The organism is Micromonospora sp. NPDC000207 (assembly GCF_040300925.1).
Taxonomy (GTDB): domain Bacteria; phylum Actinomycetota; class Actinomycetes; order Mycobacteriales; family Micromonosporaceae; genus Micromonospora.
Genome location: NZ_JBEPEQ010000064.1, coordinates 1 through 14,753, shown reverse-complemented (window position 1 = coordinate 14,753; position 14,753 = coordinate 1). Strand labels below are relative to the sequence as shown.

The window sequence follows — 14,753 nt, the reverse complement described above, 5'->3', positions numbered from 1 at the left end:
GGGTCACGGCACCCGCGACCGGACGCCGCCCTGCGGCCGGTCGAGGTGAGCGGTGGGCGCGACGTAGTCGCCCGACAACAGAATGCGACGGTCTGATGATCGGGAGGAACTACCCAATCGTCCGAAAATCGCCCGCCCGGTCGGGGCTTGTCGGAACGTCACCACCGGGGGGCGGCGTGTCGGAGGATCACCACCGGCCGCGCGTGTCGGAGTGTCGCGACCGCTGCCGTGTCGGAGCGTCGCAGCCGCCGGAAGGTCAGGTCGGCTCCGGCTGGCAGACCGGGCACCAGTAGGTCACCCGCTCGCCCAGTTCCCGCTTGGCGATCGCCGTGCCGCAGCGTCGGCAGGGTTGGGCGCGGCGGCCGTACACCCAGCTCGTCTGACCCCGGTGCAGCGACCCGGTGGTGCTCTGCGTCCACCGGCCCCGGTTCGCGGCGAGCAGCCGGTGGGCGAGCCCCACCAGGCCCGGCAGGTCGGCCACCGCCCCGACCGGCGTCCACGGCCAGACCCCCCGCAGGAACAACACCTCGCACTTGTACAGGTTGCCCACCCCGGCGAGGTTGCGCTGGTCCAACAACGCCTCGGCGACCGTGACCTCCGGTCCGGCGGCCAGCCGACGCACCGCCTCCGCCGGGTCCCAGTCCGCCCCCAACAGGTCCGGGCCGAGCGACCCGACCAGGTTCTCCTCCTCGGCGGTCGGCACCAACGCCACCTCGTGCAGGTGGTATCCGACGGCCACCGCGTCCGGACCGTGCAACACCACCCGGATCAGGTGCGCAGGGCGGGCGGTCCAGCGCTCCCCCGGCGCGTACGCCCGCCAGGCGCCCTCCATCCGCAGATGCGAGTGCAGGGTACGGCGCTCGTCGTCGGGGCCGACCAGGCGCAGCAGCAGGTGCTTGCCCCGGCTGGCCGACTCACGGACCGTCCACCCGGCGAGGTCGACAGCTGCCAGCTGCGGCACCCGGAAGTCGCTGCCGGTCAGCCGGGCACCCGCCAACGCCCGGTGCAGGACGCGAGCGGTGTTCCAGACGGTGTCACCCTCGGGCACCCCCTCATCCTGCCCCGCCCGCACCGACCCCGCCCACCACCCGGGGCGAGTCCGCCCCGACGAGGGGCCGCAACGCCGTCAGGGCGACGGGTTCGAGGGCCGCGGCGACGTCGGCGGCACGGGTCGGTCCGCCCGTGCGGGGGCCGCAACGCCGGTCAGCGGCGCTCCTCCGGACGCGGTGGACGAACCATGTCCTGGTAGCGAGGGTGGCTGGCACCGTAGACGGCGTAGTTCAGCCGCGCGTGCGCCAGACTCAGGTCTCCGTTGGCGCCGCCCCGCACCACGTCGGCGTCGGCGTCACTCTGGCCGTCGTCGGTCCAGAAACAGACCGGACACGTGCCACCGCCGGTGCGACAGGCGCAACAGGGACAGACTGGCGGAACCCATTGGTCACCCACCGGGGCAGCATTCCACATCCGCGGATCGGACAGGAGCACGGGAGCATACCGATTCCTCGGCACACCGCCACCGGCCGGTGACGCTCAGCCCCACCCGCCCGTGACGGTCAGCAGATCACCGACCCGGACCGCCAGCAGGTCCACCGCCCGTCCACCGTTCACCGCCACAGCCACCCGATCGGCCGAGTCGACGTACACCACCAGGGCACCGGGGTTGGCGTCGGCGAAGGTCCGCCCGCGTACGGCGACGTGCCCGGCGACGACGACGGTGTCGGGGAGCGGGTCGAGCAGCCCGCCCTCGGCGGCGAGCTGGACGTTGCCGAACTGGTCCACTATGGATATCTCGGCGGTGAGGACCCCGGCGGTGACCCGGACCGTCGGCGGGGTGAGCCGGACCAGGTCGGCCGGGTCGACAGCCGGACCGGCGTCGGCGAGCGGGGAACCGGTGGCCAGTCGGGCCGCCACCGGAGCGAAGACGTCCCGGCCGTGGAAGGTCCGGGAGACCTGCGGGGCCAACCAGCCCGGGCTGGACAACTCGACCACCCGGTCGATCCCGCCCAACGCCTCGGCGGCCTCCACCAGCAGCCCGTTGTCCGGGCCGACGAGCAACCCGCCCTCGGTGGCGACGGCGATGCCACGTCGACGGGTCCCCACCCCCGGGTCCACCACCGCCACGTGCACCCCCCACGGCAGGTACGGCACGGTCTGGGCGAGCACCGCCGCGCCCCGGCGCACGTCGGCCGGTGGGATCAGGTGGGTCACGTCGATCACCCGGGCCTGCGGAGCGAGTCGGCCGATCACCCCGTGGCAGGCGGCCACGAAGCCGTCGGTCAGGCCGTAGTCGGTGGTCAACGAGATCCAGGAGGGTTCCGCCATGCCCGAAGGCTAGCCCGCCCGACGGTACGGGGGGCCCGGTTCGGGCACCGGTGACGCCAGGACGACACCACTGCGGACCGACCGGCCCCTGCCGGGCCGGCATCCGGGTCGGGCACACTTCCTCACGTGAACAGTCGCATCCGGACCCTGCCCGCCGTCGTGCTGCTCGGTGCGCTGGTCGCCGGCGTCACCGCCTGTGGGGACTCGTCGCGGGACCTCCCGCAGGCCGATCAGGCCCCGCCCACCACCGCGCCGCCGGCCCCCGCCACCGTGCCGGTCGAGCCACCCGCCGACCCCTCGGCGGCACCGAGCCCCACGGGCAACCCCCCGACGGCCGCCCCGGCCACCCCTGCCGCGCCGGCGCCGACCGCCGCTACCGCCCCACCCGGGGCCTCCACGGCCCGCCCGCAGACCAGTCCTCCGCCGGTCGTGCTGCCGCCCCGGCCCGCCGCCGCCCCCAGCGCCCGACAGGTGGTCGCCGCCTTCCGGGCCGCCGGGCTGAAGGTGTCGAACGTCAAGGACAAGTCGATCGACTGTGGACCGGACGGGCTCGGCCTCGGCTGCTCGGAGCTGATCACCACCGACGCCGTCCGGATCTACGTCTTCCCCGACGAGACCAGCGCCGGGGACATCGCCGACACCTGGAGCGGAGCGTCCTACCGGGACGGCAGCGTGGTCCTCAACTACCTGGGCACCAGCACCCCCACCGCCGAGCGGGCCAGGTACGACAGGGTCCTCGCCGACCTGCGCTGAGTCGGGCACCCCGCCGGAGGTCAGCCGCGCAGCCGCAGACCACGTGGGGTGGCGCGGAACCCGGCGGCGGTCAGGGCGTCGCTCAGCGGGGACGACCGCACCGCCTCCCCGTCCGCCCGCTCGACCGACAGCGCCCCCAACGCTCCCGAGTGGACGGCGTCGGCGAGCGCCTTCCCGGCAGCCGTCAACGCCTCCGGGTCGTCGCTGAAGGAGAGCAGGGTCCGGCCGCCCCGCTCGACGTAGAGGGCCAGGTCACCGCCGACCAGCACCACTATCGCCCCCGCCTTGCGGCCGGCCCGGTGACCGGTGGTCGTGGCGGTGCCCGTGCCGGTGTCGGCGGCCCGATCGGGCCAGGGCAGCGCCGCGCCGTACGGGTTGGCCGGGTCGGTCGCCGCCAGGACCAGTGCGGACCCGACCCGCCCCCGGCCGTCGTCGACCTTCTCGGCTGTCGCCCGGATCCGGTCCACCGCCCCGGGGACCGCGAACTGCGCCGCCCCGAGCCCCGCCACGAAGTAGCCCCGTCGTGCGGCGCCCCGTTCCTCCAACCCGGCCAGCACCGGGTACACCGCTGCGAAACCGCCGACCACCTGCTCGGCGACGACGGCGCCCCGGGTGACCACCCCGTGCCGGTCCAGCAGGACGTCGGCGAGGGCCGCCGCCCGCCGGGTCGGGTCGGTGTCCCGTTCGGGGAGCCGGGACCAGCGTCCGGCCACTGTCGGCGGCCCACCCCGGGCGGGGAGGGCAGGTCGACCCGGCCGCCGGTACCGGGTCCGCCCGGCGGGCGGTCGGGCCCGGTGGGCACCCCCGCCCCCGAGCAGCGCCCGCAACGGGGCGAGGGTGTCGTTGGTGAGGTGCCCGGCCCAGACCAGGTCCCAGAGCACACCGGTCAGCGCCGCGTCGTCGGTCGACCCGACCCGGTCGGAGAGGGTACGGAAGAACAGCGCCTGACCGTCGGCGAGGGCGTCGAGGACGGCGTCGTGTTCCGGCGTACGGGCCAGCGCCTCGTCCGGCGGGGGCAGCAGCAGGGGTGCCGTGTCGGCGTACGCCAGGGTGACCCACCCGTCCCCGCCGCTGATCGCCCCGGACCCGGCCCAGAGCACCTCCCCACTGGCGCAGAGCTCGTCGAGGTGGGCGGGGGAGTAGTCGGCCACCCGGCCGGGAAGCACCAGCCGTTCCAGGGCGGAGGCGGGCACCGCCGCACCCTGGAGCTGCTCCACCGCGGCGGCCAGCCCCTCCACCCCCCGAGCCGACGAACCGACCTGCTGCCACCGGGGCAGGAAGGTGGCCAGGGCGGTCGGCGGCACCGGTTCGATCTCCCGGCGCAGCGCGGCCAGGGACCGCCGGCGCAGCAGCCGCAACACCTCCGCGTCGCACCACTGGGTGCCGACCCCGTCCGGGGTGAACTCGCCGGAGACCACCCGGCCGGTGGCGGCCATCCGGCGCAGTGCCTGCTCCACCACCGCGACCCCGAGCCCGAACCGGGCCGCGCAGGTGGCGGCGGCGAACGGGCCGTGCGTACGGGAGTAGCGGGCGACCAGGTCGCCGAGCGGATCGGACACCGGTTCCAGGTACGCCTCGGCGACCCCGACCGGCAGGGCCACCCCGAGGGCGTCGCGGAACCGGGCGGCGTCCTCGACACCGATCCACCGGTCCTGTCCGGCCACCCTGATCCGCAGCACCCGCCGGGCCGCCGCCAGCTCGACCGGCCAGTCTGTCGGCACACCCCGTTCGGCCAGCTCCGGGTCGGAGAGGTCACCGAGCACCCGCAGGAGCTCCACGACGTCCTCGGCGTCTCGGGGGCGACGGTTGTCGGTCAGCCACCGCAGTTGCCGACCGGTCTCGTCGAGCACCGCCGGGTCGAGCAGTTCCCGCAGGTCGACCCGGCCGAGCAGCTCGCCGAGCAGGGCCGAGTCGAGGGAGAGGGCGGCGGCCCGGCGTTCGGCCAGGGGTGCGTCCCCCTCGTAGAGGAACGCGCCGACGTACCCGAAGAGCAGTGAACGGGCGAACGGCGAGGGACGGTCGGTGACCACCTCGACCAGCCGGATCCGGCGGGCGGCCAGGTCGCGCATCAGCTGGGACAGCGCGGGTTGGTCGAAGACGTCCTGGAGACACTCCCGGGCCGCCTCCAACGTGACCGGGAAGTCGGCGTACTCCCGGGCCACGTCGAGCAGGTGGGCGGCGCGCTGTCGTTGCTGCCACAGCGGTTGACGTCGGCGCGGGTCACGGCGGGGCAGCAGGAGGGCGCGGGCCGCGCACTCCCGGAACCGGGAGGCGAACAACGCCGAGGTGCCCACCGACTCCTCGACGAGTTGGGCGATCTCGTCGGGGTCGAACGCGACCACGTCCGCGCCGGGCGGCTCGTCGGCGGTGTCGGGCAGCCGGACCACGATCCCGTCGTCGGAGGGCATCACCTGGGCGTCCACCCCGTACCGTTCGGCGAGCCGCCGGGCGATCGCCAGCGACCACGGCCCGTTGACCCGGGCGCCGAGCAGGCAGTGCACCGCCAGCCGCCAGTCGCCCAGCTCGTCGCGGAACCGTTCCACCACCACCGTCCGGTCGTCCGGCAGGGACCGGGTCGCGGCCTGCTGCTCCCGCAGGTACGCCAGCAGGTTCCCGGCGGCCCAGTCGTCGAGCCCACCGGCGCGCAGCGCGGCCACCGCCGTCTCGTCGTCGCGGCGCAACAGCGCCCGGACCCGGGTCCCGATGGCCCGTCCCAGCTCGACCGGGCGACCGGCGTTGTCGCCCTTCCAGAACGGCATCCGGGCGGCCTGGCCGGGGGCGGGGGTGACGAGCACCCGGTCCGGGGTGATCTCCTCGATCCGCCAGGATGAGGAGCCGAGCAGGAAGACGTCGCCGACCCGGGACTCGTAGACCATCTCCTCGTCCAGCTCGCCGACCCGGGCCGCCCGTTCGGCACCGGCGAGGAAGACCCCGAACAGTCCCCGGTCGGGAATGGTGCCGCCGCTGGTGACCGCGAGTCGCTGGGCACCGGGTCGACCGGTGAGGGTGTCGGTGACCCGGTCCCAGACCAGGCGGGGCCGCAGCTCGGCGAAGGCGGTGGAGGGGTATCTGCCGGCGAGCATGTCCACCACCGCGTGCAGCGCCGAGTCGGGCAGGTCGGCGAAGGGAGCGGCCCGGCGGACCAGGGTGGCCAGGTCGACGAGGTGCCACGGCTCCAGGGCCACCATCGCCACGATCTGCTGGGCCAGCACGTCCAACGGGTTGCGCGGGGGGTGAAGCTCCTCGATCGCCCCCTGCGCCATCCGCTCGGCCACCACGGTGCAGGAGAGCAGGTCGCCCCGGTGCTTGGGGAAGACCACCCCACGGGAGACCGCCCCGACCTGGTGCCCGGCCCGACCCACCCGCTGGAGGCCGGCGGCCACGCTGGGCGGCGCCTCGATCTGCACCACCAGGTCGACGGCGCCCATGTCGATGCCGAGCTCCAGGCTGGAGGTGGCCACCACGGCGGGGAGACGGCCCGCCTTGAGCGCCTCCTCGATCTGCCGTCGTTCCTCCCGGGACACGCTCCCGTGGTGGGCGCGGGCGATCACAGGGTCCGCCCCGGCGGCGGCCCCGGACTGTGCCATCACCTCGGCAGGCGGCCGTCCGCGTCGACCCGTCCCGCCGTCCGACGGACCCGGCGGGGTGATCCCCGACGGTGGCGGGTCCAGGGGTGGTCGCGCCGCCTCGGACTCCTCGGCGGCGAGTTCGTTGAGTCGGGCACAGAGCCGTTCGGCCCCGCGTCGGGAGTTGGTGAAGACGATCGTCGACCGGTGCGCCCGGATCAGCCCCAGGACGCGTTCCTCCACGGCGGGCCAGATCGAGGCCCGGCGCGGCCCCGGCCCGCCGAGGTCGTCGACGGGCTCCTCCCGGGTCTCCAGCCGGGTCATGTCCTCGACAGGCACCTGGACGGTGACCTCGATGGTCTTGTCGGTGGTCGGCTGGACCACGTCCACCGGCCGGGACCCGCCGAGGAACCGGGCGCAGGTGTCCACCGGTCGGACTGTCGCGGAGAGCCCGATCCGCTGGGCGGGGGCGGGCAGCAGGGCGTCGAGGCGCTCCAGGGAGAGCGCGAGGTGGGCACCGCGCTTCGTGCCGGCCACCGCGTGCACCTCGTCGAGGATCACTGTCTGCACACCGCGCAGGGAGTCCCGGGCCGCCGAGGTGAGGATCAGGAACAGCGACTCCGGCGTGGTGATCAGGATGTCCGGCGGGGTACGGGCGAACGCCCGCCGCTCGTCGGCCGGGGTGTCACCGGTCCGCATTCCGACGGTGATCTCCGGTGGTGCCACCCCGAGCCGGGTGGCGGCCTGTCGGATGCCGGCCAACGGTGCCCGCAGGTTGCGTTCGACGTCGACGGCCAGGGCCTTGAGCGGACTGACGTAGAGCACCCGACACCGCTGTCGGGGGTCGGTCGGGGCGGGGGCGTCGGCGATCCGGTCGAGTGACCACAGGAACGCGGCCAGGGTCTTGCCGGACCCGGTCGGGGCGACCACCAACGCGTTGCGTCCGGCGGCCACCGACCGCCAGGCGCCGGTCTGGGCGGCGGTGGGGTGGGCGAACGCGGCGGAGAACCACTCCCGGGTGGCCGGGGCGAACCCGTCGAGCACCCCACCCCTGTCCTCGCTGCCTGTCACCACCCCATCGTGCCTCGCGGCTGTGACAATCCCGGGACGGTCGACGCTGTTCTGTCCGAGAGGGACCTGAAAGCCGCCAGTTGAGTTTTTGGAGCGTTAAGTCTCACTTAACTGCTTGCACGTGAGTTGCAACTTACCGTAACTTCACTCGCAACGTGGTGTCGGGGGGAGTGGGCGATGACCGTCGAGGGCCGTTCCTCCTGGTCTGGCACCGACGTGCTCATCCGTAAGGTCGACAGTCACCTCGCTGCCCTCCGGGGTGGTCTGCACGGTGCCGAGCTGGAGTTGGCCGAGCGGCTCGCCGGGTGCCTTCGGGAGCTGGTCGTCTGCACGGCGCAGGCCAGCGCCGCCGACCGGGGGCAGGTCCGGGCCGCCGTGCACTTCTTCGTGCTCCGTCGGGAGAGTCGGGGCCGGATGCTGTCGGTGCGGTCCCTGTCCGCCGCCCACCGGGTGGTCAACCGGGTGGTGCTCCACCTCAACCGGCCGGATCTGGTGGTCGAGGCGTACCCGGCCGGCGGGTCGGCCCGGGCACCCGGCGACGCCCTCCTCGGCTGAGGCCGACCGACCGACTGGCCGCCCGACCGCCCGGCCGCCCACCCGCCTGGCAACCGCCCGCCCGGCCAACCGAACGATCGATCGGCCGAGCCACCAAAAGCGGATTTATTACGTAAAAGCCCCCGACTGGCGACGATCTGGCGTGTGATCGGGACAGAGGCCCCGTACCGGAGAGGCCCGCCCGAGCGCCCCCGCGTCGACCTGGAGCACCCGTGCTGGCCCTGCTGATCCTTCACCTGCTGGCGGCGCTCGTCGCGCCGCTGCTGGTGCGGTGGTGGGGCCCCCGGGCGTGCTGGCCGCTCGCCCTGGCCCCGGCCGCCGCCTTCGGCTGGGCGCTGCTGCGTACCCCACAGGTCCGCGACGGGGCGACGGTGGTCGAGACGTACCACTGGATCGGGCAGCTCGGTCTGGACCTGACCTTCCGGCTCACCACCCTGTCCTGGCTGATGACCCTGCTGGTCGGCGGGGTCGGCGCGTTGGTGCTGATCTACTGCTCCCGGTACTTCGAGCCGGGATCGATCGGGTTGGCCCGGTTCGCCGGGGTCCTGGTCGCCTTCGCCGGGGCGATGCTCGTCCTGGTCCTCGCCGACGACCTGCTGCTGCTCTACGTCGGCTGGGAACTCACCACAGTCTTCTCGTACCTGCTGATCGGGCACAGCACCGAACGCCGGACGAGCCGGTGGGCGGCGGCCCAGGCGCTGATCGTGACCACCCTCGGCGGCCTGGCCATGCTGGTCGGGGTGCTCATGCTCGGCGCGCACGCCGGCAGCTACCGCTGGTCGGAGATCAGCGCCGCGCCACTGCCCGGAGGCGCGTCACTGGTCGTCGCGGTCCTGCTGATCCTCGCCGGTGCGCTCTCCAAGTCGGCGATCATCCCGTTCAGCTCCTGGCTGCCGGCGGCGATGGCGGCCCCCACCCCGGTCAGCGCGTACCTGCACGCGGCGGCGATGGTCAAGGCGGGGGTCTACCTGATCGGGCTGGTGGCGCCGGTGCTCGCCACCGTCGGCCCGTGGCGCCCCGTGGTCTTCGCGGCCGGGGTGGCCACCATGGTCCTCGGCGGGTGGGCCGCGCTGCGCCAGACCGACCTGAAACTGCTCCTGGCGTACGGGACGGTCAGCCAACTCGGTCTCCTCGTGGTGGCGACCGGGGCGGGCAGCCCGGACGCCGCGTTGGCAGCCGCCGCGATGCTGCTCGCCCACGCCGCGTTCAAGGCGGCCCTGTTCCTCGTCGTCGGGGTGGTCGACCACACCACCGGCACCCGTGAGGTGGACCGGCTCAGCGGGCTCGGCCGTCGCGCCCCGGTGCTGTGCACCGTGGCGGTGCTCGCCGCCGCCTCGATGGCGGGCGTGCCGCCCCTGATCGGGTTCGTCGCCAAGGAGGCGATCTTCGCCGCCTTCACCGACCGGCCGGTGGTCCTCGCCGGCCTGGTCCTGGGCACCGTCCTCACCGTCGCCTACAGCATCCGGTTCCTCTGGGGCGCCTTCGCCACCAAGCCCGGCGTCGCGTCGACCGAGCCGGCCGCGTCGAACCTGCCGATGCTGGTGCCCCCGGCGCTGCTCGCCGGGTTCGGGCTGGTCGCCGGGGCACTCGCCGGTGGACTCGACGACCTGCTGCGCCCGTACGCGGAGCTGTTCGGTAGTCCCGGCGAACACCTGGCGCTCTGGCACGGCCTCACCCCGGCGCTCGGCCTGTCGGCCCTCGCCCTGGTCGGCGGCGGGCTGCTCTTCGCGTGGCGCGGTCCGCTGGCCCCGGCGCTGGCCCGGCTGCGCGCCCCGATCGACGGCCAGCAGGGGTACGAGCGGCTGGTCCGTCGGTTCGACTGGCTCGCCATCGAGGTCACCGGGGCCACCCAGCGGGGCTCACTGCCGCTGTACCTGGGCACGATCCTGCTCGTCCTGGTGGCGGTGCCGGGCACCGCGATGGTGACGGCCCACCCCTGGCGCAGCTGGGTCGCGATCTGGGACACCCCCCTGCAACTCGTCGTCGTCGCGGTCGTGGCGGTCGCCGCCGTACTCGCCGTCGGCGCGCGACGACGCCTGACCGCGATGCTGCTGACCGGGGTCACCGGCTACGGCAGCGCGATGCTGTTCGTCCTCTACGGAGCGCCGGACCTGGCACTTACCCAGTTCCTCGTGGAGACGGCGACCATCGCGGTCTTCGTCCTGGTGCTGCGCCGACTGCCGGACCGGTTCTCGGACCGGCCACTACGCCGGGACCGGTGGATCCGGCGGGGGATCGGCGTCGCGGCGGGGGTGGTCGTCGCCGGTCTCGCCCTCACCGCCGCCGCCGCCCGACAGGCACCCGCGGACTCGCTGGCCTTCCCGGACCTGGCGGTCAGCGAGGGACACGGGCGCAACGTGGTCAACGTGACCCTCGTCGACATCCGGGCCTGGGACACCATGGGGGAACTCTCGGTGCTGGTGGTGGCCGCGACCGGGGTGGCGAGCCTGGTCTTCCAACGGTCCCGGACCGGTCCCCGCCCCCGACGGCCCGAGCGGGTCCGGCCGCCCGAGGGACCGCGTCCCCCGCAACGCCCGGTGTGGCTGCGGGGTGGGGCGACCCTGCGGCACCAGCAGCGGTCGATCGTCTTCGAGGTGGTCACCCGGCTGCTCTTCCACACCCTCGTGCTCTTCTCGTTCTTCCTGCTCCTGTCCGGACACAACGCCCCCGGGGGAGGTTTCGCCGGAGGGCTGGTGGTCAGCCTCGCCCTCGCCGTCCGCTATCTGGCCGGCGGCCGGTACGAACTGGCCGAGGCGATGCCGGTGAGCGCCGGGGCGGTCCTCGGCGCCGGGCTGGCCGTGGCCGTCGGGACCGGGGTGGTCGCCCTGGTGGCCGGCGGGGCGGTCCTGGAGAGCACGACGATCTCGGCCACCCTGCCCGTCGTCGGGCAGGTGTACCTGGTGACGTCGGTCTTCTTCGACGTCGGCGTGTACCTGGTGGTGGTCGGGCTGTCGTTGGACATCCTGCGCAGCCTCGGTGCCGAGGTGGACCGGCACATCGAGGCCGCCGGGGGGTCGGGGCGGGGGCCGCTGGTCGGCCGGTCGGGGAGCGGGCCGTGAGGACGGCGGGCGTCGAGGGGCCGACGCTGGTGCTGATCCTCGCCGTCGCGGTGCTGGTGACGACGGGGGTGACCCTCCTGCTGGAGCGGAGCCTGACCCGGATCCTGCTCGGCGTCATCCTGATCGGCAACGGGGTCAACCTGCTGATCCTGGTCGGTGGCCGGGCGGGCGGCGCGCCGGTGGTGGGCACCGGCCCGATCGAGCAGATGAGCGACCCGTTGCCGCAGGCAATGGTGCTCACCGCCATCGTCATCACCTTCGGGTTCACCGCCTTCCTGCTCGCCGTGGCCTATCGGAGCTGGTACCTGACCGGCAACGACGAGGTGCAGGACGACGTGGAGGACCGGCAGGTGGTCCAGTTGGCCGCGCGCAACGAACTCCCCGCCGCCGACCTCGGTGGGGAGGGTCCCGACAGCGACCCCGAGCAGGTCGACCCGCCGCCACCCCGGCATCCCCCCGGCGGAGGCCCCCGATGATGTCGGCGCTGGTCCCGCTGCCGGTGGTGGTGCCGTTGCTCGGTGCCGCCGTGACCCTGCTGCTCTCCGACAGTCCCCGGGCGCAGCGGATGGTCAGCGTCGTGGTGCTCGCCACCACGATGGCCGTCGCCGTGGTGCTCCTGGTGCAGGCGTACCGGTTCGGGCCGGTGGTCATGCACGTCGGCGGGTGGGAGGCCCCGGTCGGCATCGTCCTGGTCGCCGACGAACTGGCCGCGCTCCTGCTGGTCGTCTCGGCCGCGGTGACCCTCTGCGTGCTGCTCTACTCCATCGGCCAGGGGCAGGCGGACGTGGGGGAGACCGCCCCGGTCACCATCTTCCACCCCACCTACCTGGTGCTGACCGCAGGCGTCACCAACGCGTTCCTCGCCGGTGACCTGTTCAACCTGTACGTCGGGTTCGAGGTGCTGCTGGCCGCCAGCTTCGTCCTGATCACGCTGGGTGGAACGGAGACCCGGATCCGGACCGGGTCGACGTACGTCGTGGTCAGCGTCCTGTCGTCGATGATCTTCCTGGCCGCTGTGGGGCTGGTGTACGCCGCCACCGGCACCCTGAACCTGGCCCAACTGGCCCAGCGGCTCGACGAACTCCCCGACGGCGTACGGCTGAGTCTGCAACTGGTGCTGCTGCTGGCCTTCGGGGTGAAGGCGGCGGTCTTCCCGCTGTCGGCGTGGCTGCCCGACAGCTACCCGACGGCCCCCGCCCCGGTGACTGCGGTGTTCGCCGGTCTGCTGACCAAGGTGGGCGTCTACGCCATCATCCGGACCGAGACCCTGCTCTTCCCCGACGGGGTGACCGACTCGCTGCTGCTGGTGGTGGCCGGGGCGACGATGCTGGTCGGGATCCTGGGCGCGGTGGCCCAGTCGGACATGAAGCGGATCTTCTCCTTCACCCTGGTCAGCCACATCGGCTACATGATCTTCGGGGTCGGGCTGAGCACCGTCGCCGGCCTCACCGGATCGATCTTCTACGTGGTCCACCACATCACCATCCAGACGACGCTGTTCCTGGTGGCCGGACTGGTCGAGGTCCGGGCCGGCAGCACCGACCTGCGCCGCATCGGTGGCCTGGCCCGGGTCGCCCCCCTGCTCGGAGTGCTCTTCTTCGTCCCCGCGATGAACCTCGCCGGGATCCCACCGTTCTCCGGGTTCCTCGGCAAGCTGGGCCTGCTCCAGGCCGGCGTCGCCGACGGCACCCCGCTGGCCTGGGTCCTGGTCGCCGCCGGCACGGTGACCAGCCTGCTCACCCTCTACGCGGCCTCCCGGGTGTGGAACATCGCCTTCTGGCGTGCCCCGGAACTGGTCACCACCCGACCGAACGGTCGACTGCCCAACCTGATGGTCGGTGCCACGGCCGCCCTGGTCGTGCTGGGGGTGGCCCTCACCGTCGCCGCCGGACCGCTGTTCGACGTGACCGCCGACGCCGCCACCGACCTGGTGGAACGGACCCAGTACCTGCGGGCCGTCCTGCCCGGGGCGCAGTCGTGAGGCGGCGGCTGCGGTACCGGCTCGGTCGGTGGCGGGACCAGGGCATCGCACTCGGCTGGCTGGTGTCGATCTGGATCCTGCTCTGGGGGGACGTCACCTGGGGCAACCTGCTCGGCGGACTCCTGGTCGGCGGGGCGGTCCTGGTGTTCTTCCCCCTGCCCCCGGTCACCTTCGGCGGGCGGTTGCGCGTCGGCGCCCTGCTGGCGATGGGTGCCGCCTTCGCCGTCGACCTGGTCCGGGCCAGTCTCCACGTCGCCGCCGTGGCGGTACGCCCCGGCCCGCCTCCCCGCAGCGCGATCATGGCCGTGCCGCTGCGGGTGCACACCGACCTCAACCTGGCGCTCACCGCCGAGGTGATCTCCCTGGTCCCCGGGACGTTGATCATCGACGTGGACCGGGAGGCGGCGATCCTCTACGTCCACGTCCTCGACCTGGACGGCACCGGGGGGATCGAGGCCAACCGGGAGCGGGTCCTGGCCGTGGAGCGCGGCATCGTCCGGGCCGTCGGCTCGGCCACCGAACTGAACCTCGTCACCGCCGACCGGGAGTCCGCACCGTGAACACCGTCCTCGCCGTCGCCGTCACCATCCTGCTCTCCGCCACCGCGCTGCTCGCCCTGACCCGGATGTACCGGGGGCCGTCGCTGCTGGACCGGGTGATCGCCGCCGACACGCTGCTGGCCACCATGGTCGCGGCGGTCGGGGCCGAGGCGGCAGTCAACCGGCACGCCACCACGTTGCCGGTGCTCGTGGTGCTCTCCCTGCTCGGATTCGTCGGGTCGGTGGCGCTGGTCCGCTTCGCCGTACGGGAGGAGGGCTGATGTTCGGCACCGTCGCCGACTGGCTCGGCGGATTCTGCCTCGTGGCCGGTGCCGGGCTCGCCCTCGCCGCCGGGATCGGGCTGCTGCGCTTCCCGGACGTCCTCGACCGGATGCACGCGGCCACCAAACCCCAGGTCCTCGGGGTGCTGCTGACGATGCTCGGGCTGGCCCTTCGGCTGCGTACCCCGGCCGACCTCGGCATGGTGGCGGTGGTGGGTCTGTTCCAGCTGGCCACCGCGCCGGTGGCCGCCCAGATGATCGGACGGGCGGCGTACCGCAGCGGCCGACACGACCCGACGCTGTTGGAGTCCGACGAACTCGCCGGACGCCGCTCCGGCTGACGCCGTCGGGCACCTCCACCCCCATTGGTCCCCACAACCGGCGAGCGGTCCCAATTCGGGGACTGCGACGAATTCCCCCCTTTCGTATTGCTGATTGTCGATGCCGGTCGCAGTCTCATGCACAGTCCGTTGTCGATCAACGGTGACCGGTCGGCCGTGGCCCACCCGGTCCGGCCGCCTCCACTCCCGACCCGGAGGACCCATGAGATCCCGTACCCCCTGGATCGCCGCGCTGGCCGTCACGGCCGTGACACTGGCGACCGGCCCGAGCGCCACCGCCGCCCC

General features: G+C 73.7%; 12 protein-coding genes. 8 read left to right on the top strand and 4 right to left on the bottom strand.

Translation table 11 applies throughout. The features are described from left to right. Positions 1-256 precede the first annotated feature (256 nt). The 3 genes from ABT336_RS17035 to ABT336_RS17025 form a co-directional block, all read right to left on the bottom strand. Complete coding sequence (locus ABT336_RS17035; RefSeq protein WP_350897566.1) at positions 257-1,048, bottom strand: DNA-formamidopyrimidine glycosylase family protein; 792 nt, start codon at positions 1,046-1,048, stop codon at positions 257-259. Between the two features lie 155 nt (positions 1,049-1,203). Then, positions 1,204-1,464 (bottom strand): CPCC family cysteine-rich protein, encoded by a 261-nt coding sequence (locus tag ABT336_RS17030; RefSeq protein ID WP_350897585.1) that lies wholly within the window; start codon positions 1,462-1,464, stop codon positions 1,204-1,206. A 66-nt stretch (positions 1,465-1,530) separates the two neighbouring features. After that, positions 1,531-2,322, bottom strand: a complete 792-nt coding sequence (locus tag ABT336_RS17025; protein WP_350897565.1) for an SAM hydrolase/SAM-dependent halogenase family protein — start codon at positions 2,320-2,322, stop codon at positions 1,531-1,533. A gap of 126 nt (positions 2,323-2,448) precedes the next feature. Between ABT336_RS17025 and ABT336_RS17020 the strand changes: the two genes are divergently transcribed. Continuing rightward, on the top strand, positions 2,449-3,075 hold the full coding sequence (locus ABT336_RS17020; protein WP_350897564.1) for a hypothetical protein: 627 nt from the start codon (positions 2,449-2,451) through the stop codon (positions 3,073-3,075). 20 nt (positions 3,076-3,095) lie between these two features. Here ABT336_RS17020 and ABT336_RS17015 read toward each other — a convergent pair whose 3' ends face one another. Further along, positions 3,096-7,712 (bottom strand): ATP-dependent helicase, encoded by a 4,617-nt coding sequence (locus ABT336_RS17015; RefSeq protein ID WP_350897563.1) that lies wholly within the window; start codon positions 7,710-7,712, stop codon positions 3,096-3,098. A gap of 177 nt (positions 7,713-7,889) precedes the next feature. Here ABT336_RS17015 and ABT336_RS17010 point away from each other — a divergent pair, with 177 nt between their 5' ends. The 7 genes from ABT336_RS17010 (at position 7,890) to mnhG (ending at position 14,468) form a co-directional block, all read left to right on the top strand. Further along, positions 7,890-8,267 (top strand): hypothetical protein, encoded by a 378-nt coding sequence (locus tag ABT336_RS17010; protein WP_350897562.1) that lies wholly within the window; start codon positions 7,890-7,892, stop codon positions 8,265-8,267. 212 nt (positions 8,268-8,479) lie between these two features. Then, positions 8,480-11,326, top strand: a complete 2,847-nt coding sequence (locus tag ABT336_RS17005) for a Na+/H+ antiporter subunit A (RefSeq protein ID WP_350897561.1) — start codon at positions 8,480-8,482, stop codon at positions 11,324-11,326. After that, positions 11,323-11,802, top strand: a complete 480-nt coding sequence (locus tag ABT336_RS17000) for a Na(+)/H(+) antiporter subunit C (RefSeq protein ID WP_350897560.1) — start codon at positions 11,323-11,325, stop codon at positions 11,800-11,802. The genes ABT336_RS17005 and ABT336_RS17000 overlap by 4 nt, the downstream gene beginning before the upstream one ends. Next, on the top strand, positions 11,802-13,307 hold the full coding sequence (locus tag ABT336_RS16995; protein WP_350897584.1) for a Na+/H+ antiporter subunit D: 1,506 nt from the start codon (positions 11,802-11,804) through the stop codon (positions 13,305-13,307). The genes ABT336_RS17000 and ABT336_RS16995 overlap by 1 nt, the downstream gene beginning before the upstream one ends. Continuing rightward, on the top strand, positions 13,304-13,867 hold the full coding sequence (locus ABT336_RS16990) for a Na+/H+ antiporter subunit E (protein ID WP_350897559.1): 564 nt from the start codon (positions 13,304-13,306) through the stop codon (positions 13,865-13,867). Before ABT336_RS16995 ends, ABT336_RS16990 begins: the two co-directional genes overlap by 4 nt. Then, positions 13,864-14,127, top strand: a complete 264-nt coding sequence (locus tag ABT336_RS16985; protein ID WP_350897558.1) for an MrpF/PhaF family protein — start codon at positions 13,864-13,866, stop codon at positions 14,125-14,127. The genes ABT336_RS16990 and ABT336_RS16985 overlap by 4 nt, the downstream gene beginning before the upstream one ends. Next, positions 14,127-14,468 carry a monovalent cation/H(+) antiporter subunit G gene (gene mnhG, locus ABT336_RS16980; protein ID WP_350897557.1) on the top strand — a complete coding sequence of 114 codons (342 nt, stop codon included), beginning with the start codon at positions 14,127-14,129 and terminating at the stop codon, positions 14,466-14,468. Before ABT336_RS16985 ends, mnhG begins: the two co-directional genes overlap by 1 nt. Positions 14,469-14,753 lie beyond the last annotated feature (285 nt).

Bases quoted from the DNA above. Each gene is read 5' to 3' on its own strand.
- ABT336_RS17030 (WP_350897585.1), bottom strand. From the start codon at position 1,464: ATGTGGAATGCTGCCCCGGTGGGTGACCAATGGGTTCCGCCAGTCTGT.
- ABT336_RS16995 (WP_350897584.1), top strand. From the start codon at position 11,802: ATGTCGGCGCTGGTCCCGCTGCCGGTGGTGGTGCCGTTGCTCGGTGCC.
- ABT336_RS17010 (WP_350897562.1), top strand. From the start codon at position 7,890: ATGACCGTCGAGGGCCGTTCCTCCTGGTCTGGCACCGACGTGCTCATC.
- ABT336_RS17025 (WP_350897565.1), bottom strand. From the start codon at position 2,322: ATGGCGGAACCCTCCTGGATCTCGTTGACCACCGACTACGGCCTGACC.
- mnhG (WP_350897557.1), top strand. From the start codon at position 14,127: ATGTTCGGCACCGTCGCCGACTGGCTCGGCGGATTCTGCCTCGTGGCC.